Source organism: Paenibacillus gyeongsangnamensis, assembly GCF_027533625.1.
GTDB lineage: Bacteria > Bacillota > Bacilli > Paenibacillales > NBRC-103111 > Paenibacillus_G > Paenibacillus_G gyeongsangnamensis.
Genome location: NZ_JAQAGZ010000022.1, coordinates 141869 through 165999, shown reverse-complemented (window position 1 = coordinate 165999; position 24131 = coordinate 141869). Strand labels below are relative to the sequence as shown.

General features: G+C 45.2%; 21 protein-coding genes and 2 pseudogenes. 6 read left to right on the top strand and 17 right to left on the bottom strand.

Features of this window, described 5'->3' with window-relative positions:
- A partial coding sequence (locus O9H85_RS28780) for a transposase (RefSeq protein ID WP_269884842.1) occupies positions 1-210 on the top strand: 210 nt, incomplete at its 5' end.
- A gap of 438 nt (positions 211-648) precedes the next feature.
- Here O9H85_RS28780 and O9H85_RS28775 read toward each other — a convergent pair.
- Positions 649-1089, bottom strand: a complete 441-nt coding sequence (locus O9H85_RS28775; RefSeq protein ID WP_269884841.1) for a DUF6789 family protein — start codon at positions 1087-1089, stop codon at positions 649-651.
- A gap of 606 nt (positions 1090-1695) precedes the next feature.
- On the opposite strand from O9H85_RS28775, the gene O9H85_RS28770 reads away from it, so the two are divergent.
- Positions 1696-2235, top strand: coding sequence for a hypothetical protein (locus tag O9H85_RS28770; protein WP_269884840.1), 540 nt, complete (start codon positions 1696-1698; stop codon positions 2233-2235).
- Between the two features lie 379 nt (positions 2236-2614).
- Here the strand turns inward: O9H85_RS28770 and O9H85_RS28765 are convergent, their stop codons facing one another.
- The 13 genes and pseudogenes from O9H85_RS28765 to O9H85_RS28705 form a co-directional block, all read right to left on the bottom strand.
- Positions 2615-2953: a hypothetical protein gene (locus tag O9H85_RS28765; RefSeq protein ID WP_269884839.1), complete on the bottom strand. Its 339-nt coding sequence runs from the start codon at positions 2951-2953 to the stop codon at positions 2615-2617.
- An 879-nt stretch (positions 2954-3832) separates the two neighbouring features.
- Positions 3833-5089 carry a M20 family metallo-hydrolase gene (locus tag O9H85_RS28760; RefSeq protein WP_269884838.1) on the bottom strand — a complete coding sequence of 419 codons (1257 nt, stop codon included), beginning with the start codon at positions 5087-5089 and terminating at the stop codon, positions 3833-3835.
- Positions 5090-5130: 41 nt separating this feature from the next.
- The gene (locus O9H85_RS28755) at positions 5131-5895 is read right to left on the bottom strand and encodes a sulfite exporter TauE/SafE family protein (RefSeq protein ID WP_269884837.1); all 765 of its coding nucleotides are present in this window, start codon (positions 5893-5895) and stop codon (positions 5131-5133) included.
- Between the two features lie 85 nt (positions 5896-5980).
- On the bottom strand, positions 5981-6970 hold the full coding sequence (locus O9H85_RS28750) for an asparaginase (protein ID WP_269884836.1): 990 nt from the start codon (positions 6968-6970) through the stop codon (positions 5981-5983).
- A gap of 10 nt (positions 6971-6980) precedes the next feature.
- Entirely contained in the window at positions 6981-7859 is an 879-nt protein-coding gene (locus tag O9H85_RS28745; protein WP_269884835.1) for an HpcH/HpaI aldolase/citrate lyase family protein, read from the bottom strand.
- 18 nt (positions 7860-7877) lie between these two features.
- Entirely contained in the window at positions 7878-9011 is a 1134-nt protein-coding gene (locus tag O9H85_RS28740) for a CaiB/BaiF CoA transferase family protein (protein ID WP_269884834.1), read from the bottom strand.
- Between the two features lie 363 nt (positions 9012-9374).
- On the bottom strand, positions 9375-10379 hold the full coding sequence (locus O9H85_RS28735; RefSeq protein WP_269884833.1) for an ABC transporter permease: 1005 nt from the start codon (positions 10377-10379) through the stop codon (positions 9375-9377).
- Positions 10380-10420: 41 nt separating this feature from the next.
- Positions 10421-11962: a sugar ABC transporter ATP-binding protein gene (locus O9H85_RS28730; RefSeq protein ID WP_269884849.1), complete on the bottom strand. Its 1542-nt coding sequence runs from the start codon at positions 11960-11962 to the stop codon at positions 10421-10423.
- Positions 11963-11992: 30 nt separating this feature from the next.
- Positions 11993-13183, bottom strand: coding sequence for a sugar ABC transporter substrate-binding protein (locus O9H85_RS28725; RefSeq protein WP_269884832.1), 1191 nt, complete (start codon positions 13181-13183; stop codon positions 11993-11995).
- Positions 13173-14099 (bottom strand): allantoinase PuuE, encoded by a 927-nt coding sequence (locus tag O9H85_RS28720; protein WP_269884831.1) that lies wholly within the window; start codon positions 14097-14099, stop codon positions 13173-13175. The genes O9H85_RS28725 and O9H85_RS28720 overlap by 11 nt, the downstream gene beginning before the upstream one ends.
- A 190-nt stretch (positions 14100-14289) precedes the next feature.
- Positions 14290-14994 carry a FadR/GntR family transcriptional regulator gene (locus O9H85_RS28715; protein ID WP_269884830.1) on the bottom strand — a complete coding sequence of 235 codons (705 nt, stop codon included), beginning with the start codon at positions 14992-14994 and terminating at the stop codon, positions 14290-14292.
- 629 nt (positions 14995-15623) lie between these two features.
- A pseudogene (locus tag O9H85_RS28710) lies at positions 15624-16365 on the bottom strand (MFS transporter); the annotation flags it as partial.
- Positions 16366-16820: 455 nt separating this feature from the next.
- The gene (locus O9H85_RS28705) at positions 16821-18569 is read right to left on the bottom strand and encodes an electron transport protein (protein ID WP_269884829.1); all 1749 of its coding nucleotides are present in this window, start codon (positions 18567-18569) and stop codon (positions 16821-16823) included.
- Here O9H85_RS28705 and O9H85_RS28700 point away from each other — a divergent pair.
- From O9H85_RS28700 to O9H85_RS28690, 3 genes are all read left to right on the top strand, one after another.
- A complete protein-coding gene (locus tag O9H85_RS28700) occupies positions 18544-19140 on the top strand; it encodes a hypothetical protein (RefSeq protein ID WP_269884828.1) in 597 nt (198 codons plus the stop codon). The genes O9H85_RS28705 and O9H85_RS28700 overlap by 26 nt on opposite strands.
- Positions 19141-19383: 243 nt before the next feature.
- A complete protein-coding gene (locus O9H85_RS28695) occupies positions 19384-19587 on the top strand; it encodes a response regulator transcription factor (protein WP_269884827.1) in 204 nt (67 codons plus the stop codon).
- Positions 19500-19691 (top strand): winged helix-turn-helix domain-containing protein, encoded by a 192-nt coding sequence (locus O9H85_RS28690; RefSeq protein ID WP_269884850.1) that lies wholly within the window; start codon positions 19500-19502, stop codon positions 19689-19691. Before O9H85_RS28695 ends, O9H85_RS28690 begins: the two co-directional genes overlap by 88 nt.
- A gap of 49 nt (positions 19692-19740) precedes the next feature.
- Here O9H85_RS28690 and O9H85_RS28685 read toward each other — a convergent pair.
- Both O9H85_RS28685 and O9H85_RS28680 read right to left on the bottom strand, forming a co-directional pair.
- Positions 19741-19944, bottom strand: a pseudogene (locus tag O9H85_RS28685) (transposase domain-containing protein); the annotation flags it as partial.
- A 756-nt stretch (positions 19945-20700) separates the two neighbouring features.
- Positions 20701-21150 carry a DUF1569 domain-containing protein gene (locus O9H85_RS28680; protein ID WP_269884826.1) on the bottom strand — a complete coding sequence of 150 codons (450 nt, stop codon included), beginning with the start codon at positions 21148-21150 and terminating at the stop codon, positions 20701-20703.
- Positions 21151-22127: 977 nt separating this feature from the next.
- Here O9H85_RS28680 and O9H85_RS28675 point away from each other — a divergent pair.
- Positions 22128-23357 carry a sialidase family protein gene (locus O9H85_RS28675; RefSeq protein WP_269884825.1) on the top strand — a complete coding sequence of 410 codons (1230 nt, stop codon included), beginning with the start codon at positions 22128-22130 and terminating at the stop codon, positions 23355-23357.
- A 187-nt stretch (positions 23358-23544) separates the two neighbouring features.
- Here O9H85_RS28675 and O9H85_RS28670 read toward each other — a convergent pair whose 3' ends face one another.
- Positions 23545-24114: an FAD-dependent oxidoreductase gene (locus O9H85_RS28670; protein WP_269884824.1), complete on the bottom strand. Its 570-nt coding sequence runs from the start codon at positions 24112-24114 to the stop codon at positions 23545-23547.
- Positions 24115-24131: the final 17 nt, after the last annotated feature.

Genomic DNA, 24131 nt, shown 5'->3' with positions numbered 1-24131 from the left:
CATCTGAAATGGCTTCACACGATCATTTCTAATGCGAAGGCTTTTATTGGTGGAACTTATCACGGCCTAGACTCAAAGCATCTGCAATCCTATCTTGATGAGTTTTGTTATCGGTTTAACCGCCGCGAGATCAAGAGTGAATTATTTAATCGGCTGGTTCATTGTTGCCTTTCAACTACGACGATTACCTATCCTGAGCTAGTTGGATAATCAAAAAATAATATATTACAAAGATCGCAAGTCCTGAATGGTTTGAACATCAGGCTTTGCGATCTTTTATAGAATTACTTTACAGTGTATTAATTTGATAATCGTCCGCCACTAAATGAGCAACATTCGGATGTCTATTGCTCTCCCCTTTAGTCCGGAGGCCATCACTTCCTGATTAACACCAAATGCACCAGCACAATATTTGCAGACCCCTGCGATGTACTAAGGTTTTTGAAAGCTTTGTACTGCGGATTGTAGTTACTTGGCTTGGTCTCAAAATATTTCACCCATACCCCGTACCGGCACCGTCAAAATTATGACCTTACCTGATGACTGGCTTCATTCAATTCCTGTGCATATAAAAGCGAATGTAAAGCTCGTCCAAGTTCTGATTATGAGGCATGTACCAAAATCGCGATTTTAGGCTTCTGGGTTTCTTTAGTTTACTTTTTTAGAATCACGATAAATCAATCCGATCCCAATGCCGTATGCTAAATGGCGTAGAAGCGTAATCACGGGGATGGCTTTGGCCAGACCAAGACCCATGATGCCAGCTCCCATGATGGGAAGCATGAACAACCAAACTCCCGCGATGAGTTCAGCGATAGCAAACAGAACACCTTTGATGATATTGTTTCTTCCAGGCATATGTGGGCTCATAGCAAAAAAAATGATAGCCAGAACGATACCGTTGAGCAAATGAACCAAATGGCCTACGAATAAAGCTCCGCTTCCCTCGCCGATCAGTTTAGTTCCTAATAGGGCGGGAATGTCTGCAGGAACACCAGTTACTGCTATATCGATATACATCACAATATTGAACAGGATGGTACCCACTACTCCGGCCAAAATCGCACGGCCCCAATTCAATTTCTCCATTGATTTGTCCTCCTCTCTATCTATTTTTGTAATCCAGCAAAAAAGTACTGTTCTTACATTTCAATCTTAGCTTTTTATATTGAACTGTTCTGTAAAATACTTTACAGATGATTTATTAACTTTTTTTAAACATTCTCTAATCCCATTCGCTCAGATTCCTCTTACATGGCAAACTAATTTTCTCCCTGCTGACCCCATCACGGCCCGAACTAGTCCGCCGCTCAAGGACAATATCGAGGCTGGTAGTAAGATCACGGACGCACCGTGTAAATGAATATATACCAGCGGCGACGTCCACCCTAACGAAACAATCCAATTCTCCAAAGCATGATCAATTTTTTGCGATCAAATGAATGGATGACATGATCTCCAATGACTATCAGAGGGTTGCAATACCTCCAAGCCGAAGCATTTCTTCAAATTTTTCTTGGTCAAAGGTAAAATCGATTTTCTCAATTTCAGTCTGTTCCTTTCTTAAAGTAATATATCGCCATATAACACAGACCGCAGTTTTTTCCCAATATAATTGATGATCATTCGATTCACCCTTGCACCTTATTTAACTCTCCTTTCTTTATATCCAGCAAAAACGCTTGACGGTAAGATATGCGATTTGTAACAACGAAACGTGTGAGGGTGGCGACGGTGAAGGTGGCGGCGGTGAAGGCGGCTGTCCGGATCCTGAAGGTTCGGGTTCCGGCGGTCCGGGTTCCGAAGGTGGTGGAGGTACTGGAGGCAGCGAAGGCACTACAGGTCATGATACCGGAGGAGGTGGAATGGGTGGAACAGCCGAACCTACACCAATACCAACACCAGATGAACCTGGAATGTGTGAACCAGAACCATCAGACGGACCTGGAATCTGCGAAATACCCGGAATGTGCGGACCAGTTGAACCAATACCAGATGCAGGACCAACACCAGATGCAGGACCAACATCAGGACCTACAAACGCAGGACCAACATCGGGACCTACAGATGCAGGACCAACATCAGAAAATCCAGGAAATGACAGCTATACCTGCACTGAAGATGGTTTCTGTACTTGTGTCGGTGATGATGCCTGCCAAAATATGTGGAACAATGCTGGTTGCGACTATGGTGACAGGGAAACAGAAGATGGGTTTGAATACGAATGGTGTATAAAAAGGTAAAATATTATATTTGAATCATTTTCATAATTACCTTTTATAGAAACTATCATTGTTCTTTTTAGCGTCCACTTAAGGATTAAGTCATTGAGGGGAAGAGACCCATAGCCATCAAGCTAAGAAATTAATACATCCCAAAAACGAAAAAAAGCTATTCTTTTTGTAAATAAAGGATAGCTTTTTTTCGTTTTGGGGGTATTCAAAAATTTTAGCTTGATGGGCATGTGGTACTACCCCTTATAAGCCTCATTGCAGATGGTTCCTTAAAGTGCTTCTCTTTTTCCATTTCCAAGGCATATTTTAGTATACGTTCAAGAGCTTCTTTCTATTTCTCCAATGAATTCACCCTATTCCCTTTGGAGCGTTAGGACCGCCTATTCGGTTTTTTTTCCAAAAGTAATAGCAGCCCATTCCTCGAGTGTCATGCCATGGCGTTCATGAAAGCTTTTCGTCTCGTCACTGGAGTCGAAAATAAGGAGCTGGCTGTCACCTTCCTCATCAACCGGTTTGCCGGAAGGTGTTTTGCCATAATTATATTCATTCGGAACAGCGTGGAGCAGCCGTACATAGTCACCGGATTTGCTGCAAGCAGCGCCTATTGCCGTATTATCAGCTTGTCCTGGAGTAAGAGCTCCAAAGATAGCACAAAACGTCATTTCTGCATTCAGCTTATCGCAAATTCGGCAAGTAGGATAAATTTTTTGTTTTGCCATAGGGGGTCAACCTTCCTTTTTTTGTTTGCTATTTATTTCATCATATAACGGATTTTCATTTTCACAAAACTTTTTGAAAAAAATAGTTTTGCGCACTCTTTCAGTCATGACAAAAAGCCCTTTTGTACGATTAGCACATCAGGGCGGTATGGTTAAAGAGTTACAATCTGTTATTGGCCATACGGTCAGGCGCGGATCGCCTGAGACAAGTGCAACGCGATCGTTACACACACGAGCGCTCGTGGTTCTAGAGATCGGAATCTTGCCGCAACTTGCAGTTGTACGCGCTCCCCCATTAACCGCACGTTTAAGGTGTGAACGGGATATAGAGGTGTGAACTATTTTTAGCCCGCCCATTACTGTCGCTGCACAACAAATGTTCCAACATGAACGACACAAATGTTCCAACATTAAATTGGATAAGAAGTCTTGTCAATTCATATCTTAAGCTAAATCACTTGATTATCTTATTGTCGGTAAAATCTTTAGACCAGCCATGTATTTTTCTGCTTTATTTTTCTCTTCTCATATCCAGTATTGATCGCAAGTCGCATAGGCAAATGAGATGATTCATCTGCATTAATCTTAAAAAATTTCGAATCCTCAAACGGACAGGATAAATTTAGTTTCATACTTTTCACGATTCAGATAGCATCTCGTACGATAGCTCGTGCTCATCAAGTCAGTGAGTGCAGGGAGATTCCAGTCAAGGCGATAAGAACACTTCACAGCCTTGACTGGTTTACGGTTCTGGTCACATTAGCTATCAGATTCTGGGCATCCAACACCATCAACTTACGGATATTATTCGGTAGCAAAAACAATGATTCTTCTCATCTCATGAATAAATCGTGTTTAATTTGAAGTAGAAACTCCTACTCACAAACCTTGCTCTCTTTCCCCAAGTTTTGTGGCAACCCTTACTGCCGTCTTCATGAGCAGTTCCGTACCTTGAGCTAAATCATCGTAGCTAGCATATTCAGCAGGATTGTGGCTGATTCCATCTTTGCATCGGACGAATATCATACCGATGTCGCAAACTTGTGCTAATATGATTGCGTCGTGGAACGGGCCACTAATAAGCTCCGGACATTCTTTGACGATTGCTTCGCTTTCCTCCCGGATAATATTGCGAATCCATGGAGCACATTGTGTCGGTGAAAATTGGAAATTTTCCTTAATTTCGAACGTTAACCCATGTTGATCGGAAATATGAGCAATTTCGGCCCTGATTTGCTGCTCGTATCGAGTTCGTCTGTTTTCATCGATATCTCGCAGATCGATCGTAAATTCCACTGCTTCCGGAATAATATTGGGTGAATTGGGAAATACTTTGAGACTTCCGATTGTTGCTACAGTGGGTACCTCATCTCTTCTCACCATTTGATTAATAGCTCTGATCATATCTGCTGCTCCGATGAGGGCATCCTTACGCATATTCATGGGAACTGAACCTGCATGTCCGGCAAATCCTTTGACCGTAACTGAAAGCCATACTGGCCCGGAGATACCAGTAACCGAACCAATGGATAAATTTTTCGAATCTAAAATCGGCCCCTGTTCGATATGAAGTTCCAAAAAAGCCCCAATGGAATTTGGCGGGTATACCGATTGTTGCAATTCATCAGGATTACAGCCGAATGCGATTAATGCTTCTCTTCTTGAAATACCGTCCTTGTCCGTAATGGACAGCTCTTCCAATTCCACTTGACCGATAATTCCTCTGGAACCAAACACGCCTTTATTAAATCTCCAGCTCTCTTCATCGCAAAACGCTACAACATCAATGGAAACATCAGGCGTCAATCCAGCTTCTGTTAGGGCACATACCGCCTCAATTCCGCAAAGTACACCAGCTGTGCCGTCAAATCGTCCGCCATAAGGCTGAGAGTCGAGGTGGGAGCCCATCATTAAAATAGGCGCATCTTTCCTTTTCCCTTCCAACCGTCCGATTAAGTTCCCAAAATTATCAATACGAACTGACATCCCCGCCTCACGCATCCATTCGCTAACCACTAGGAAAGCTTCCTTTTCTACTGGCGTTAACGTCGGCCGGCAAACTCCCGTTTCACCAAACTTTCCGTATTGGGATATTGTTTCAAAATGCTGTGCTAATCTGTCACGATTTACCTTCACTGTAATTCCTCCCCGAAGTTATTTCATCTTAGCGTAATGTCTTACTTTACCAACAATATGATGCCGCCCAAAATGGGAAGTCCTATTAAGACTGAACGCAGAATATATACTGGTGCTTGTGAAGTAAACTTGGCTCCAATATACGAGCCGGTCATCGTACCGGTAACGATTAACAATAAGAGATGAAGATCAACATAACTAGCTTGTAAATAACCGATTGTTCCAAACAAAGCTGTGGGCAGAATAACAATCATACTCGTCGCTGCCGCTTGTTTTATAGACATCCCTAATAAAACCAACAGCCCCACTTGAATAAACGGCGTAGCCCCTAAACCAAAACAACCGGAAAGAAATCCCGTTACTAATCCGAGACTAGGGGCATTTAGCCAAAAATAATTGCCGGTGCTTCTTTCATTTTGCCGCATTGTTTGATTCACTTGTTTAGAATCCGCTATTCGTGTTCTCAGAAAAATAAGAAATGAAGATAAAAAAAGCAACCCGGCCGAGATCCAAACCAGTATATAGGAAGGTAGAGTACCTGCCACGAAAGTTCCTACATAAGCCCCTATTGCACCAAATATACCGACCACGATACCGGTCCGTGGGACCATGTTCCCTTCCCGAAAATGGCTGAATGAACCGGAAAGAACAGTAAAAAACATTGCAGCTGTCGATGTACCGAGCGCAGTATGAATCGGAAACCCAAAAAAGGTTGTTAACATCGCCAGAACAATACCAGAACCGCCTGCCCCGGCAAATCCGAGCAATAAGCCCAAAGCAAACATCGTAAAGAATATGATCATCATAGTTTTGTTCCTCTTACAACGAGTAGGGGGGCGAAACTTGTGTCGAATAGTTACTTGAAGTTGGCGCTGATGATTTCCCGCAGGACTAAAGAGCATTTACGAACTTGTGAAAAAGATTCTTAATTTCCGGATAGGAGATTCCTGATCTTAAAAGTAATTGTAGAAGTATTCTGCTTTTCCGTCCGTCCAGCCAACCTGCATTCAAGAGGCCACGGCCGAATAAATCGGTTTCTGAACCGGAATAACCGTAAGTTTGTTCCAAAATCCTTCCATTCCCCGTACGCGAAGCAATCACGACTGGCATGTCTTTAGCCAACTCTTCCAACATGTTCACCATAGCGGTCGGCACATGTCCTCCCCCGAGCGCCTCGATGATTACTCCCCCATAACCAAGTTCCCTTATATTCCTTATCAGCCGGCCGTCATCACCCATTGTAACTGTCAAAAGCGCTACGGGGACATCAGGACCCATTTTTCCAAATGGACATCCAGCGTACGCATTAACTCTTAAGGCAACTTTCGGCTTCCCTTCTGCTATCCATCCGATGGGCCCGAAATTGGACTGAAACGCAGACAAGCTTTGTGTGTGGGTTTTGCGAACATATCGGGCTGCATGAATCTCATCATTTAGAACCACAACAGTTCCAAGTCCACGAGCTTCGTCACTCGAAGCCAAGAGTATAGAATTAAGCAAGTTAGCGGATCCATCCGCTCCGCGTAAGGTGGGATTGCGCATGGCACCGGTTAAGACAACCGGTATATGCCGGTGAATGAGCAAATCCAGTGCGAATGATGTTTCCTCTATCGTATCTGTTCCTTGAGTTACAACAATGCCGCTGGTCTCCATTTCAAGGTTATTGATTCGGTCAGCAAGCAAGAGAATATCATCCAGGGTCAGTTGGGTTGAGGGTACCTGCATAAACGAGGTAGCGGATACCTTCACCTTCTCCTGAAGCTCTGGAAGACCATTAATCAGATCTTCACCATTAAGTGTAGACACTACCGTGTTTGTGTTCTTGTCGTCGTGGGTCATCGAAATCGTCCCGCCGAGAGAAAAAACATGTACGTGCTTCATTTTATTTCCTCTATTCCCTGTCTGACTTGCTTTGGCTAAACATCGTGTAGCTTTCCATCAGGCGTTTCGCCTTCTCCACAACAGGAAGATCGATCATTTTTCCTTCTAACTGAAATGCGCCAAATCCTTCTACACGTTTTCTTTCGTAGGCATTTAAGATTTTACCGGCCTCTTCCACTTCCTGTTTGGTTGGCATAAACACTTCATTAACCACACCAATTTGATTCGGATGGATCACTAGTTTTCCTTTGAATCCAAGCTGCTTCGCCAATCGGGTATCGGCCAGAAAACCTTCCGGATCGTTCAAGTCGATAAATACCGTATCGATAGGCGGTTGAATACCTGCAACACGCGAGGCAATAACCAGTTTGGATCGTGCATATAAAATTTCCGTTCCCGAATTTGTGATTTGGGCGTTGATATCGAGTGAGAAATCCACCGCTCCAAACATTAGCCTTTTTACGCGATGGCTGGCCCCAGCAATGTCTACAGCATGATAAAGTCCCCGGGCTGACTCGATAAGGGGAACAATTTCAACGGAGCCGTCAGGTAATCCCCTTTCTCGCTCCCACTTCTGCAACAATTGTTCCGAAAACAAAATACTTTCCTTATCCTCGGCTTTGGGCAGAACAATTCCGGCTAACCCGACATTCGTCACAGCTGCAATATCGTGAGCGGCGTAAGGACTCCCCAGACTATTTACACGAACATAAGTCACTTTATTGCTCACTCGAACCATTTCCTTGACCGCAGCTCTGGCCTTTTCCTTTTCGTCGACGGATACGGCATCCTCGAGATCGTAAATGATGGCATGTGCCGGCAATCCTGAGGATTTCGCCAGTGCTTTTTCATTGGAACCGGGAACAAATAACCACGAATGAGCTAACATATCGGCACCTCCGCACAATTACAAACCCAATTCTTTTAATATAGCTTCCGTGTGCTCCCCAACCTTAGGAATGGGTTTCATTACATAGTCCAGATCATCAAAGGTTACAGGGGGAATCAACACCGGAATGGTTCCAACTGGGGAGTCCACCTCGGTCCAACGATTGCGAGCTTGCAACTGCGGATGATCGATAAACTCTTGAACCGTGTTTAAACGGGCATTGGCAATTTGCGCTTTATCCAACCGATCTATTAGCTCCAAGGTTGGTATGGTGGCAAAGACGGCTTCAATTTTGGTTTTCAATTCATCTTTATGAAGTACCCGGTTGGAATTCGAATGAAACCGAGTATCCATTTCCAGTTCAGGCATGGACAAAACACTTTGGCAAAAAATCTTCCATTCCCGATCGTTCTGGATACTTAAAAAAATCTGTTTGTTATCTCCTGTTTCAAAAGGCCCATATGGATAGATCGTAGCATGAGTCGCTCCCATCCTTTCGGGTTGCTGGCCGGAATACGTGAAATAGTGGGGATATCCCATCCACTCGCCTAGTGCCTCCAGCAGCGAAACTTCCATTACAGTTCCCTTTCCTGTTTTGTGACGAGCTAGAAGTGCCGTCAATATGCCCGTGTAGGCATACATGCCAGCAGCGATATCGGCAATAGAAATTCCGGACTTGGAAGGGGTATCTTTGGTACCGGTAATGGAAACAAGCCCCGCCTCGCATTGGATCAGCAAATCGTATGCTTTTTTATCCCGGTAAGGTCCATAGGAGCCGTATCCCGAGATGTTGCAAATCACCAGCCCGGGAAATTTGTTTGTTAATTCTGCTGCACCAAAACCCAGACGATCAACAGCTCCCGGAGCCAAATTTTGAATGAAGACATCCGCTTTTGACAACAGCGCCTCCAATATCCGTTTGGACTCCTCTTCTTTCAAATCCAGGGCGAGCGATTCCTTCGAACGGTTTACCCAGACAAAATGACTGGACATGCCATTGACTGTTTCATCATAATAACGGGCGAAATCCCCTGTACCGGGTCTTTCTATTTTGATTACGCGTGCACCGAGGTCTGCTAACTGTCTTGTTGCAAATGGTGCTGCTACGGCTTGTTCCAATGATACGACGGTTATTCCTTCTAATGGCAACATATTAACCGCCCACCTTATCCTGTTGTTTGTTATATCTTTTATCTGCGCTGAGTAGGAGGATATTGGGGAGAAGGAAATCCAAAAAACACCACAACATCCTCTTTCCCTGTAATCCAGTGCCCTACTCCGGGTGGAATAAATAGAGCGTCATTAGCAGAAAATATCAGGTCTCATCATCTAAGTGAAGTTCACCGGATTCCTTGACGACATAGACAAATTATTCGACTTCGTGAATAATCGGAGAACTGACCGTGCCCGGCGTAAATAAGGAATAACCCAGCAAGGCCTGATTCTCCCGCACCCGTTCACGCGTGATCCTCCAGCAAAATGACCGATACCTTACTGTTCAATTTCTCCACCCGCTTAAGCTTTGGCTTTTGCCCTTTGTTCCTGGCGCCTTTTAACCAGCTGCGAGAATGTAACGGCAAGTACTAAAGCTCCGCCGTAAAACAAATTCTGGACAAATGTCTGGATGCCCAATATGGTAAGGCCCGTGATTCCGGTAACCAAGAAATACACAGCAATAAAAGATCCCCATGGATTGAATCTTCCAGGAACGATACTCGTAGCCCCTAGAAATGCTGCAGCAAAAGCTGGCAATAAATAAGAAAGACCGGATGTTGGATCCGCAGCGCCCGTTGTGCCGGCATAAAGCACTCCTGCTACCGCGCTTATGAAGCCGGAAGCCACCAAGCTCATCCATCGGATCCGATTCACCCTTATACCGCTAAGTCTGGAAACATTGCGGTTTCTTCCGACAAAAAGCAATCGGCGGCCCACGCTTGTAAATTCAAAAACGTACCATAGAATGACGCAAAGCGCCAAACCATAATAGAATTCCAATGGAATCCCCAAAAATCGCTTCACCACAACAAAATTGATAAGCGAATCCGATATGCCGCTGATCGTCATGGATTTGCTTACCCATAAAATAATGCCGTTCACAATAGTCCCCGTGCCCAATGTCACGATAAAGGGATCAATATTAAATAAAATGACAAACGCTCCATTGATCAGACCGACCAATATGCCCGCTGCAACGGCTACAAAAATCGCCCAGCCGATGGGGACATGATGCTGCACATTCAATACCGCAATGATCATTGTTGACAGTGTAAGAACACTGCCGACGGAGAGATCAAAGTCTCCTGTCGTCATTGGGATAAGAAGTCCAAGCGCCAGCACAACAAGAACCGCTTGGGAACCCAGTATTGTAGAGAAATTCGCTGTCGTGAGAAAGTTGTCCGGACTCAGAATCCCAAAGATGACAATGACCAGTAACCAAGCGCCAACCAGCGCATAACGCTCCATAACATTTTCCAAACGACCGGTTTGATTGACTTTCGAAATATTTTGAGATTGTTCCACTTTAATTATCCCCTCCAAACTCAAGCTTGCTCTACCCAATTTTACATACTAAGCTCGAGACTGTTGTAACATTGCTCCGTGATCCTATCTTTGGTGATGTCGCTGCCTGTTAGCTCTCCTATGACTCTCCCGCGAGCAAAAATCAACACTCGATCACAGATTGCGGCAAGCTGCTCGTAATCAGAGCTGGCGCAAACAATCGATGTACCTCGTTTTGTTGCTTTTTTGATGATTGCGTACACTTGCTCCCTCGCCCCTATATCAATACCTTGTGTTGGCTCGTGGAGAAGGACCAAATCGGGATCCTTTTGAAACCACTTTGCGAGAATGACTTTCTGCTGATTCCCCCCGCTAAGCGCCTGAAGGTTCAAGTTGGGTAGGCTAGGACGAACTTCATAGTTCGTCAGTAAAGTTTGCGCATCGTCCCTCATTTGTTTGCGGTCAAGAAATAAATTATTGAAATAGCGTCCTAAGACCGGTAAGGTTATATTATCCACAATAGTTAAGGAGTCTACCCCCCCGGATCCATGACGGTCTGCCGGCAATAGCACCATTCCTGCGTCTATGGCTTTCTCCGGCGTCATTGCCGGCAATTCATAGGTTTGTTCGCCTATTTGAAGTTTACCGCTGCTTGCTGCATGTTCTCCATATAACAGGTAAAGAACCTCTTCGAATCCCGAACCGGCCAATCCTGTCAATCCGAGAACTTCGCCTTTCGACAGACTCATCGCTACATCCCGCACTACATTACCATTTAAACCTTGGAAAGAAATATGAATATCCTTCTTGGCCTCTTCCCTGATTTCCCGCTGCAATGACTTCAATTTCCGGCCAATGATGGTCTCGATGAGTTGTTCTTTTGTAATCGACTCGGTAGAAGTTGTGGTGAGAAGGTGTCCATCTCTTAAAATGGTAATCCGGTCCGTAATTTCCAGAACCTCGTCCAAGTCATGAGATACAAATAGAACGCTTACCCCCATGGATGCTACTTCCCGGACAAGATTGAATAACTGATCCACTCCAGTTCGAGGCAGAAACACCGTCGGTTCGTCCAAAATCAGCAGTCCTCGACCCGACTCTCTCATGATTTCATTCGATCTGATATCCTCGATGGCCCTTACAATGGCCAACAATGCTTTATCAACAGGGCTAAGGTCAGAGACCTTAGCCTTTGGATTGATGTGAAGACCGAACTTGTCAAACGTTTCTGTTGCTTTTCTGTTCTCCTCGCGCCATGACAAACGCATATTGTTGCGAGATGCGAACTCGCCGATACGGAGATTTTCAACAACACTTAACGAAGGAATCAAACCCAAATCCTGATGCACAAAGCTCATGCCGAGTTTACGAAAGTCTCCAGCCTGAATCGGCAATTTGACGGGTTGTCCGTTAAATCGGAGCTCTCCTCCAGGATCAGGTGCATGAAAGCCAGCCAAAATCTTGATCAGCGTAGACTTACCCGAACCGTTTTGCCCCAATAACCCATGTACTTCTCCAGGCTGGATCGTTAAGCTAACATCATCAAGCGCACGTTGGCCCCCGAATGTTTTGGATAAATGATGAAGTTCTAAAGTTGGTATCATCGAATCCACGGAACCACCTCCATACAAGAACTACTTAAGCTGCCACAGATCCTTGTATCCTTTAATATACTCGTCTCCATAGCCTGTTGAAATCTTAGCCGGGGATCCTGCTTGTTGAACGTTGCTTTTATCCCAAATGTAAAATGGAATTTTAGGATCCTTAGGGAATGGAAGACCTGCCAGCAGACGCATCTCAGCATCCAGAATCGCTTTTCCGATCCAATCCAGGTTTTCACCGATATCCATTTCTACTTTTCCTTGCGCAATTAAATCAAGAACAAAAGGAGTACCGTTAAACGTAGCGATTTTGACCTTGTCTCCCGCTCCAGCAATCGTAATAGCAGGAACAACGAATTGGGACATGCTGTCATAAATCGGAATAACGTAATTCAATCCTGGGTCTTTCACGATAGCTGCCTGCACATTGGACTGAATTTTCGTAGACCAATCCGGAATAGGTACATTGATCGTAGAGATCTTGGCTGATGGGCACACTTTCTTAAACTCGTCGTTGACACCATTTACAATGGAGGCTGCAGATACAACTTCATCCGAAGTAAGCAGTAACACATTAGGCTTGCCTTCTGTCTTCATACAAGCCCAATCCGCAAGCAATCTGCCGGCTTTGTTATAGTCGATTCCAAGGTTCTCTGTAACGTCAGCAACCGGTTGCTCGAAGCCGCCCAAATGCGAAGAAACGACTTTGATTCCTGCGCCTGTCGCGGCTTGAACCTGAGGTTTTAACACTGCCGGATTCGTTCCGGCGAGAAGGTCAATGAGATCAAACTTTTGGTTCACACCGTTATTCATACCTTGAACCCACTCGGACGGTTGACCTTGGTTGGTCCATTCCGTAAAGCTGAAACCAACTTCTTTGGCAGCATTGCCCATCGCGATCTCAATGTTTTTGGTGAACGGATTTGCGCTTGAAACTGGGATACTCAAGATTTTTTTGCCAGCCATTGCTTTTTGGGCATCGAATGCAGGTCCTGCTGCTACGAACTTAGGGATTGACTTGTATTGATCAATTTGTTGCTTTGCATATGCAATATCGCCTGATGCACCGGAATTCGCGCTGCTGGAAGCAGGGGTACTTGAAGTTGCATTGCCGGTAGTCGAAGCGGCAGGACTTGAAGGTGCAGTGCTTGAGGAATTGCCGCAAGCGGCAACAAACAACAAGCTAAGAATCATAGGAAAAATAACAAAAATTTTACGTTGCATCTTCGAGTCCCTCCTGATTTAGTTTGTCAGTATTTGTATTCGCTATCCACCAACGGGCAATTTCCTCGCGCGTGGCAAACCAAACATCGTGGTGCTGTGTGGCATATTCAAAAAATTGTTGAAGAGCCCGAGCTCTGCCAGGCCTGCCGATAATTCTCGGATGCAAACCAATCGACATCATTTTTGGATGGGTTTTCGACTCCTCATACAACATGTCAAAGGTATCTTTTAAATAAGTGGAAAAGTCTCCGGCTGTTACGAAGCCGGGTGCATTCCAATAACTGAAGTCATTGGCATCGGGCGCGTACGGAACGATCAAATGTTTTTTCCCATTGACGTTCTTGTAATACGGAACATCATCGTTATATGCGTCGGAATCGTAAATGAATCCTCCTTCATCTACGACCAACTCCCTCGTATTTACACTTGGGCCGTACCGGCAATACCAGCCGACCGGGCGTTTACCGACAGTGCGGGTAAACGATTCGATCGCAAGTTTCATGTGTTCGCGTTCCTCTTCTTTACTGAGCCTGAATACTTCCTCCCAGCGGTAACCGTGGCTGCATACCTCGTGACCTCCATCTACAACCGCTTTTACAACTTCCGGATTTTGTTCAAAAGCAACCGCACAAGCAAAGAAGGTTGACTTCAGCTTGAATTGGTCAAGAATTCGAAGGACCCTCCATATTCCTGCTCGTGAGCCATATTCATTCATTGACTCCATGGCCAGATTGCGGATATCGCTCGACAACGGGTAGTTTCCCCACTCCGTGAGCGGCTCCTGGTCCGGATCACCCATGGCGAAAGATCGCTCCGATCCTTCCTCGTAGTTGACGACAATGGATACAGCCAATGTTGCTCCGTTGGGCCAGGCGACTGTAGGCGCTTTCATTCCGTATCCGACTAAATCGCGCATTGATCCAATTCCCCTCCCTATCCGTTTAGTTAGTAGACTTTGCTTTTTTCGTACAAGATTATAGGATACCCGACTCTCATAAGCTATCGTTGTATGACCGCATCACCTCCTTAATATGTATCAGACCCTATGAGCTTATAAATATTGCTACACCAAGAGATATTAACAAACAAGTCCGATATTGCTGAAATTAATCCTTTTCAAATAACAATAGTTCTTCGATATGGCATAAATGGTGTTCTAAGGCCTTTTTGGCGCGGTCTTTATCTTTCGTTTTAATCGCTTCGATAATTTCCTCATGTTCAAGGATTTGATGCATGCGGGCATCCTTAGAATTGAGTGCCTTTTGATGCAAAAGCCAGTACAGAGGGTTCGCTACGGGATGAACCAAATTTTCGGAAATTTTTGCAAAAACTTCGTTATTAGTCGCTATAGCCAGTTCCTTATGAAAACGTACACCCTGTTCGTAGAACTCATTCATATTGGTATCTATGCAATTTCTCATGATGATTGCCGTCTCCTGAAGAATAGCAATTTGTTCCTCAGTCGCACGGTCTATGGCCAATTCTATGATCAGAGATTCGATCAGTTGTCTCGCTTCGATCAATTCAAAAGTCGACGAATCTTTTAGAGAATCCACCTCCAGGTTGAAATTGCTTGTTTTCTTCTTGATGTAAGTGCCATCACCTACCCGGATATCGATAACACCCATGATTTCAAGTACCGCTAGGGCTTCCCTAACGGAAGGCCTGCTCACGCCGAATCGCTCAGCAATTTCTCGCTCTGGCGGCAGTTTATCTCCCGACTTGAAAGTACCGTCAACAATGAAACTATTTATTTGTTCAGCAATACGCACATATAATTTATCCGGTTTTTTTATATTTTGAAAAACCACAGGTACCACCCCATCAACTAACTATTTTATTAACAAAATCTCACAAAATATTTATATTGTCAATATGTAAAATTGCAAAGTTGCCTGACCAATTTTGATGTGATAGCATTTTCGCATTTTCAATCCACCGATGAGAGTGATTGTATACAATGATATCTTCAATGCTGAACATTGTCAATATAAATAACATAAAATGTCGAGAATTCGTTGTTTTATTTGTAATAGTGGAAAACCGCCTTACATCAATCGTCTATATGTGTCATTATACATAACATGAAATTAAACGCATTTATTAGTCCGGACAATTACTTCTCCTGGTTTTGGGCAGATAAGGTGGGTTTTTATCAACAGTAATCACACGTGTTGACGGATGTGCGGTGAAGTTATCATTTTCATAAAAAATCGCTTCGCCGCTGGAGCATCTTTGGTTTCAACCGTATTCCCCCCTAGAATCTACGCTACAATGTAGGAACATTTGTGTCGTTCAACGACAATGTAGGAACTTTTGTGCGTTTTACCGCGACACAAAAGTTCCTACATAAAAAAATAAAAGCCTGATTTCTCAAGCTTTTTCCTTCCCTTTAATGTAGGAACATTTGTGTCATTAGATACCAAGTCCGCATCTCCGATCAACTTGCCTGTTGAATTCGAAGAGAGATCGCAAAGCTTAGAATGACGATAAACAGTTGAAGAGATATTGCCAACAGGATCCCCGTCAATAACCCCCATTGCTGCGTCTCGCTAAACGGCAATGAAAGCACCGCCGATTCCTATGCTTAAGCCTGGACTAAATGCGTCGGTAAACTGTATGCTGGCGGAAATCTCCCCTTCTTCGCCGGCCTTCGCATGCTGCAATGTAATTGCTCCTGTGGTTGGATGCGCCAAGCCGATGCCAAATCCGGTCAATATTTGTGAAATAACCGCGAATACGATTCCCCCCATGGGCAGGCCGTCAGCCAGCATAACCGCAGCAACCCCGATAAACATAAAACCAATACCGGCCATTACCCGCCTTTTTCTGCCCATCCCATGGTCCTTTCCATCAAGCTTTGCCTGGAGCCAAACTGCTGAAGACCAACTTAATGTGCCTGCGGCTACAATCAATCCCGCAAGATCTGCAGGCAGTTTTTTTACTTCTGTCAGTACCAGGACAACGTAACTCTCTGTGGCAAAGTAACAGGCGACAAATAAACCTCTTGAAACAATTGTCGCAGGCAAACCTTTCTTTGCGGTAAAAGTGCCCTCCGGCAGCAGCTTTCGCAAGGGCTGAATCATGATGATCACTCCTGCCGCCGAAAGCGCTATTCCTTGCCAATCAGATCCTAATCCGACCAGCAGCACACCTGTTCCTATAGCCAGCAATATCGCATAGTGTGGTACGGCCAGATTCCATATTATCACTCTCTTTCGTAATAATTATATAACGTTCTTGTATAACTTGTATCCGTTAGTCCGTTTTTATACCCTTTAGAAGAACAGGCTATCGTTGATGCTTGGTAGCCTGGTCGTTAAAGTCTACCTCTTGTACTCTTCAGACACGCAGAAACGTCACAATCGCAAACTGCATGGGTGCTCGACCTGCTAATCAAAAAAAACAACTAAGAATATAGAACGGGGTAATATGCGACGTTTGCTTGAGCGGTTGCCCGCGAGCGATTGGCGGTTCACATACCCCACCGGAGCCGGACTTCCGAAAAGCGTCTATGTCAATTACCACAGTAACAATTACATTTAGCCGCTGCTCACACTGTCCAATTTTTGCAGAAGTTTTGGCTTGTTTTAGACGACATTCGCTGCTGGAAAGACGGTCTGGCCGTTGTCAGTCGTTAATGGTTTATCGAAAGCAGATACTTGATGAGAGCATCCTGTTGCTGCTTCGTAAAGCCTGTAGAAGAGTCGACCCAATATTCATGTCCGATTCCTTGCACATGCACCTGCTCGAGTCCGGCCGAACGGTTCGCGGTAACGTTTTTCTCCCTTAAGTTCTTATCCACCAATCCCTTTAAGCTATTGTATGGATCAGGTTGAATGCCTTTCATAAGGGTTCCCGCTGTGCCCAGTTGTTTTTTCTCGTCCGGACCGATAGCCACCCCACCATCGTGAAGGTAAGGGGCCGTCCAGTAAAGTCCGTTCAAGGCGGGAGTTTTATATCCGCCTTTGGAATCTCCATGAGCAAATCCCAGCTTGATTTGTTCAGGATCCAAATGTTCCGTAGGAACTTTTAAAATTTTCGCTCCTCTGAGAACGGGTACAGGCGTATCCGGAGAATAAATCGTTGCTTCTCCCCATATTTTCTCGGTTTTCTTCAATGCTAGAGCCCGTGACGGATCTGTCTTGATCCTGCCGGAAGAAACAATCAGGTTATTGGTCAAGTAATCTCCCGAGTGACAAGCGATACACTGAGCCTTTCTGAATACCTCTCTTCCCGTCTTGATCACGGCAGCATCCGATGCAATCGGCGGATTGGGCGGAATAAGGGTATTTTGCCATGCAGACATCGCGTTATTCTGCTCATTTACTTTGGATCCGGGAGAGCTGACGATCAATCCGTCCGGAGCCACTAATGTAGCTTTCGGGAACGACGAAGGCAATATCACTTGATTTACTCCCGGGGTACCCGGAGTAGGATCAACGGCGGCAAAAAACGCCGACGGCTTCTTGCCTTTATCGGGGGTGTACCGGAATTTCGGGTCGGCCGCGTTTTGCAAAATGGTTCCGATATACACTTCCTTGTCGATTCCGAACAGCTCGCGGCTTACTTCCGATTGGGTAAGTGAGTCCGAATTTTGTGCATGCACGTTATTGTTAAAGGTACTCAGCCCCTTGAAAGGCCCGGCCATTGCATGTCCACTCCAGCCATAAGGAAAATTCCCTTGGGTGAAGGAAGGCGGGATTTGCGAAGGATTACTCGCCATATCGATCGTCGAATCGAAATTGCCTCTGGGCCACAGTAACGCATTCCTATCAACGGCTTCTTCCAGCGCTTGAATATCGGGTAATGGCTCCTTCTTTCCATCCGTCGTCTCCACAGTCCGGCCCAAATCCTTAATATATTTCTGAAGCGACATAATATCTGTATGCGTGAAGTACGCTGCCGAGTTAGATGCAAACGCAATGAACAGACCGGCATTGAGGTTCGAATTGGGAGCCCCTTCAATGATCTTTTTCGTTGTTCTGTCCACCGTTGCATGACAAGCGAGGCACGTAATCCCGGCTCTGACTTTCCCACTGGAATATTTGATCGGCATGCCCATAACTTCATTCGTGTCTTTAGCAACGTCCAGTCCTGTTTCAACCTTCGATCCCTTTTTAAACGTATGGCCGCCTATTGTTACAGTCTTGTCCAATTCGACAAGCAAATTATCGGTGCCTTCTCCTTTCAGCTCTTCAATCGCTTTTTTCACATTGGCTAATGTAATTGGCCCGTCAAAAGCGCCCACAATGTCCGTAATGAACACTTCATTACCGAACGTTTCATCGTAAAAAGCTTTTTTTCCCAATTGCAGCAAAGCATCATCAACTTTAATGGCACCGTTTTGCGAGGATAATATGGCTCGTCCCTCTTCGGTTTTCATTAACTGCTCCGCTTCCTTTGCAGCGCTGAAACGCCGCATGGGACATGCCCAAATCTATGTTTGGGGAGGACCGGACCAAGTATCTCCGGCTGTCGTCCAGGAACTGAGCAAGTATGGCATGGTAACCCGGATTACGAACGACGATCAGGTCGCATTCAATACGCCGGCTAAGAACGACCCAATCAGCGCCAGTATCGCTTTTGCGAAAATGTGGGATCCAATGGGCATGGTAGGCTTTGATATTACGGGGCCGGGACACGGCTTTACGCTGGTGAATATCAACGATTGGCAGGGTGCGGTTGCTTCCGCTCCGCTGTCCCATATGGGATTCCATTCGCCGCTCATTTTAACAGACAGCGAAAAGGCGTTACCCGCCGCGGTGGAAAATTACTTCAAGATGGTGGCGCCCACCTTTACGACTACACCGGCGCAAGGACCTTACAATATGACCTATATTGTTGGGAACTATCAGAAGATTTCCTGGCCGGAGCAAGTAAGAGTGGATAATATTTCCGAAATGGCCAACCGCCGGGTATGGAGTCAGAACACCGGCGGCATGTATAACAATTAAGGGGTCCCGCCAACATTTTAACGAAAATATAAACATGTATGCTGTACTACCCTAAATTTGCCCTTATGGAAAAAGTTAGCACAAGAAAAATCCCTTCGGGATGAAGGGATTTTTCTTATGTCCGAATAGATAGAGTATTGCGAAGAACTGAATTCATAATTCTGAGCAAAAGCACCTCTCTTTTTGGACTTTGTCCCGCTATGTCGAGGAACCATCCGGCAACGTTCTTCCGTACCCATTCTCATGCTGACCGCTAAAGTGGCCAAAGAAAATCAAATTCTCGGACTGACGATTGGCGCTGATGACTATATGATCAAACCCTTCAATCCCAATGAGTTGATTGCGCGGATAAGGGCGATTTGCTCCGGACGGATGATCAACAAGTGTTGGCCGACCGCATTTCGTTTCATGAGCATGAGCTGGTTATCGATACCGTCCATGACGTAGTTTCTTTCCGTGGAGAAGCGGTAAGCTTGACGCAAACGGAGTATAAATTGTTGCTTGTTCTGGCTCGTCATCCTCAGCGGCATTTCACCCGGGAAGAATTGTAAACGTCAATAGCCCCAGGCCTATCATTGTACTGGGGCTATTATAGACTTATCACGAAGTAAAGACACGGCACATCAGTGGAATTGACGATGACCAAGGCAAAAACGGCTCCAGCGACTTCGGATCACGGGGATCCTCGAGCTGCGGCAATTTCTCGAAAAGATGCATGAGGTACTTAAACGGATGCAGTCCATTCTCCTTCGCCGTCTCGATGATACTGTAGATCGCTGCACTGGCCTTCGCGCCTCTTGGCGTACGCAGCGGCAAAACATAGTTCAGTTGTTCTGTAGCGGTATCCACCCGGTAAAAATAGCCCCTCCCAACTTCGGTGCATCAAGCGAGAAGACGAGCCCCGGTGTTACACTTGTCGGATGCTGGGCACATGCCCTTAACGCCGCAGTCATACTATGTTTCGTCCACTTGATTATTGCAATCATTAAATTAGGTGCAAGTATTATTGGTATCTTACTGGCCGTCATTTTTTACTTCGTTATAAAACAATTTCATAACCCCCTAAATATACGGTCACGGTCATATTTCTCTACGTCCCTAGTTTATTATCCCGAAATGCTGGTATAAAATCTATAATTTCTGCTTCCATAGCCTGGTCTCATTCCGAGCACTGGAACCAACTCGGCTTCTTTATGCAACAATCCTCTTGCCCAAGCCCACCTATGATTATGAGGGTTGAAGTTTTCATGGAGCAAAATCTTACCTATCTTTAATTCCAATGGAGCCAATTCTGAGATTAAAGCGGGAAGCAAAAAGGAAAGATCAATCTCCTGAGTAATGCAACAGCAAAGATTATGATCCTTTCAATTGCATTCAACTATTCTGCCTGTTCAAAACGAGGCTGCCGGTCCATGCCGGTAGCCTCGTCCTTATTGCTAATTGAGCATTCATAACCCGTTAGTTGAGCGATCATCATTTTTAGGTCACGATACGTTTCTCCGTGCCGTCTGTAACGGCAAGAATTAAAGATATTCTATGGCGGGGGTGGCCCTCTCTGGACTATACATCAAATTGCTTTAAGTGATGGTCTAAATGCTTATAAGTTCCTTTTCCCCATTGCTCAGGCGTAAGTTTTCCAAAAAACGGATGCGGGTTAGTCGTACACTTCTCCGGCCCGTTCGCTTGAAACGCTCTTATTTTTCGTTTCAATTCGCTCCTTTCGAATTCGAATTCTTTTTCATCTGTTATGCGTACCGCCGGAATTGTGGGTGAATTGGGTTGCATTGGCTTGTCGTTGTAAATAATCGGTTTTACCAATGGACCAATTAGCTTTCCTAACCAATGCCTTTCGGGAACGGAAACGCCCATCGTGATATCTTGGAACGCCGAACAATGAGCAAGCATCTGAGCGATGTTCATTTTCCCCCATCGCGGTTTGGAATTTGGCGTTAATTTGTCGATACGGCCTATGATTTCTTCCATATGTGATTCAATAAAAATATTATTCATGTGGGAACGGCCCTCTATTCTTTTTAATTTCGAGCTCGACATTGTATTAATTCACATATGCTGCAGTCCGATGCGATTCCTTCAGAATCAATGAACGTCCCTAAACAACCCAATGCTTTTCCCGTATACGTTTTCTCCATGACTACCCTTCCCCCGCCTCGTTAACCGTCTCACATAGTCCGAAACTGAAATCGTTACGCAGTAACAGAATAATACTTTTCTCGTTTGGCGAACCCATTCATATTGCTGCCGTGTAGCTTACTCATGATATTTTTCATCATCCTTTCATTTGATACGGATAAGATAATTATAGTGCAACTTGCGGCATCATGCTTCTTATAGATTGCTATTCATTGCAACATCGCGGATTCCATTATTCTGCCCGTTAATCCCTGATTGGTCTACCTGTCATAATAAACTATACCTCAAACTGACGTCAGCCATGGGGGCAAATCGCGTCAGTTTAGGATCGATTCATGATTTCTCTGACGCTTCCAAAGCATCTTCTTAGGGTCAATCTGACAGGATCACCGCTAACGTACGATTATTTCCGTTTCGTGAGGTGACCCCTAAATGCCCAACTGCTCAAGTTGTAAATCCCCCAAGAGTCATTTTTAGAGATTTTTTTCATCCGCAGCTGGTTAATATTATTCATCCGATTGAAATCATTAACCGCCATCATTGTGTTCCTGTTCCTGAGCATATCTTTACGCTCACCGTGAGAGATGAATTTTGTCCAACAACTCCACTAACTGCTCCAGTGAGCATATGTCAGAAGCGTCGAAAAAAAAGCACTGATGTCAAGTAATAAATGATGTTATTGAGCTGCCGCGGTTTTCAACAATCGGCAGCTTTTGCTTTATAGAACATCCTCACAAAATCAGCGATTTTGTACATATGACTTTAACCTATTGCAAATCGAGCTGGCTTTTCATAAATATGGAATATTATTAATCCCTTTGAAAGGGGATGTTTACATGGCCAATTTCCAAGTAACTCCAGGTGGTAACCCGAAGAATGAGCCAAGTGTTGCAGCAAATTTATTGGATGCTAACATCGTCGTGGCCGTAGCAACCGATAATACAACAGGTTCGCCCCGTACCGGGTTATATCGTTCGTTAAATGCAGGAAGCACATGGACGAATGCACTCTTGCCTCTGCCTGCGCAATTCACCGGCGCGGAAGCCAATTTCGTAGCCTATGGATTTCCAAGTACATTTCTCGTGTCGGCCCATTTATTTCCGGGGAATTTCGGCGGAACAACGGGTGTTTACCGGTCCACCGATAACGGAGCGACGTTCACCGGCCCCGTCCTAGTGGCGCAAGGTCAAGGCACGTTTATAAATAACGATGAGACGCTCATTGCCATAGACAACTCTCAAGCGAGTCCATTTTTGGGAAATGCGTATCTCGCCTACAACCATCAATTTAATGTCAATATTGCCGGGGGGTCGGTCTCTTTCATTCAGCGATCCGTCGACAATGGAATCTCGTTCCAAACGCCTATCCGGTTATCCAACGAAGCCGAACTGGTGGAACGTACCGATGTGGCCGTCGGGTTTACCGGGATTGTTTACGCAGGGTGGATTACGCTGGACCCGGCTCCTGCATTTAAATTGCGCCGTTCGCTTGACGGCGGAGCGACATTTCAACCGGAGGTTGTTATCTCCGCCGTTACGCTCGTGCCCTCTCCCCTGCCGGTAACGAATTATGCCTTTCGCTGCCTGACCTTCCCGAATGTTGAAACGGACCGGTCCGCGACCGCAACGAACGGGACGGTTTACGCCGTATGGCAGGATAACCGGCTCGGCTATGCGGACATATTTATATCCAAATCCTTCGACGAAGGGGTAACATGGACTGCGCCTATGAAGGTTACGGACAGTCCGGCGGGTTCGCAAAACTTTTTCCCGGCCATTGCCGTATCCCCGATCACCGGCAGGGTCAACATCATCTACTATACGAATCGTCTGAACGGTTTTAACCTGGATGTGTTTGTAGCGCAATCCATGGACGGAGGCAATACCTTTATCAACACAAGAGTCACGACCGTATCCTTCGATCCCAATGCCGGCAGCACTGGAGGTCCGACTACCTATATAGGAGACTATATTGATGTGGATATTATTGTCCCTAATGATTTTATAGCCGTATGGATGGACACGCGACCCGGAACCCAGACGATTTTTGCCGGAAATAACTTATGAGAGTTTCTCATCATCAACAACTATAACCATAGGAACTATCAGCCGCGCAGCTCCTTTTACATCTGTACAAAACACCATGTTAGATACAAATGTCCTTGCCTCAGCTCAGAATAATTCATTGGGCGATAGGGGATAGTTCACGAGGTGATTAACCCTAGAACTTGCTCTCCTATCTAATCATCACTAATCATTTTGTTTGCAAAACATCGTGATCCATATATCTCTCACCGTTCAGTTCGCTTATCACATTAACGGCGACTTTGGCACCGTCGCCCGCCGTAATAATCGCATGGAAACCAGCACCCGCGACAACCCCGGCAGCCCAGATGCCTTCTACGTTCGTTTTTCCGCTATTGTCTACATTCAGAACGGTTTTGACACGCGGTTCGGTCCCGGGCTTTGTTTCAAGTCCTAATTGTTCTGCTAGATCCACCATCAAACCAGTTGCAAGGATGACTTGATTAGCTTCAAACTGACCTTTATTCTTCGTTTCCACCACAAAGCCCTGATCCTTTTTCACAATGTGGGTCACTTGGTCTACAATAAGTTCCGCTCCGAATTTGACTGCTTGCTTTTTGCCCGTTTCCACCAGATCAGGTCCTGTCATTTCCATCACGCCAAGATAATTCCAAAATAAAGCGCGTTTGGTAATGCTCTTGTCATTGTCCACGAGTAACGTTCTTTTGCCCGCTTTTGAGGTAAATAGCGCTGCGCTTGCTCCAGCCGGGCCGGCTCCAATAATTACGATATCATACATAATGATTAACCCCTTCC

Coding starts and splice junctions, on each gene's coding strand:
- O9H85_RS28775 (WP_269884841.1), bottom strand. CDS start 1,089: ATGGAGAAATTGAATTGGGGCCGTGCGATTTTGGCCGGAGTAGTGGGT.
- O9H85_RS28770 (WP_269884840.1), top strand. CDS start 1,696: ATGCGATTTGTAACAACGAAACGTGTGAGGGTGGCGACGGTGAAGGTG.
- O9H85_RS28765 (WP_269884839.1), bottom strand. CDS start 2,953: ATGGCAAAACAAAAAATTTATCCTACTTGCCGAATTTGCGATAAGCTG.
- O9H85_RS28755 (WP_269884837.1), bottom strand. CDS start 5,895: ATGATGATCATATTCTTTACGATGTTTGCTTTGGGCTTATTGCTCGGA.
- O9H85_RS28750 (WP_269884836.1), bottom strand. CDS start 6,970: ATGAAGCACGTACATGTTTTTTCTCTCGGCGGGACGATTTCGATGACC.
- O9H85_RS28745 (WP_269884835.1), bottom strand. CDS start 7,859: ATGTTAGCTCATTCGTGGTTATTTGTTCCCGGTTCCAATGAAAAAGCA.
- O9H85_RS28740 (WP_269884834.1), bottom strand. CDS start 9,011: ATGTTGCCATTAGAAGGAATAACCGTCGTATCATTGGAACAAGCCGTA.
- O9H85_RS28730 (WP_269884849.1), bottom strand. CDS start 11,962: ATGATACCAACTTTAGAACTTCATCATTTATCCAAAACATTCGGGGGC.
- O9H85_RS28725 (WP_269884832.1), bottom strand. CDS start 13,183: ATGCAACGTAAAATTTTTGTTATTTTTCCTATGATTCTTAGCTTGTTG.
- O9H85_RS28720 (WP_269884831.1), bottom strand. CDS start 14,099: ATGCGCGATTTAGTCGGATACGGAATGAAAGCGCCTACAGTCGCCTGG.
- O9H85_RS28700 (WP_269884828.1), top strand. CDS start 18,544: ATGGCTCGTCCCTCTTCGGTTTTCATTAACTGCTCCGCTTCCTTTGCA.
- O9H85_RS28705 (WP_269884829.1), bottom strand. CDS start 18,569: ATGAAAACCGAAGAGGGACGAGCCATATTATCCTCGCAAAACGGTGCC.
- O9H85_RS28695 (WP_269884827.1), top strand. CDS start 19,384: ATGCTGACCGCTAAAGTGGCCAAAGAAAATCAAATTCTCGGACTGACG.
- O9H85_RS28680 (WP_269884826.1), bottom strand. CDS start 21,150: ATGAATAATATTTTTATTGAATCACATATGGAAGAAATCATAGGCCGT.
- O9H85_RS28675 (WP_269884825.1), top strand. CDS start 22,128: ATGGCCAATTTCCAAGTAACTCCAGGTGGTAACCCGAAGAATGAGCCA.
- O9H85_RS28670 (WP_269884824.1), bottom strand. CDS start 24,114: ATGTATGATATCGTAATTATTGGAGCCGGCCCGGCTGGAGCAAGCGCA.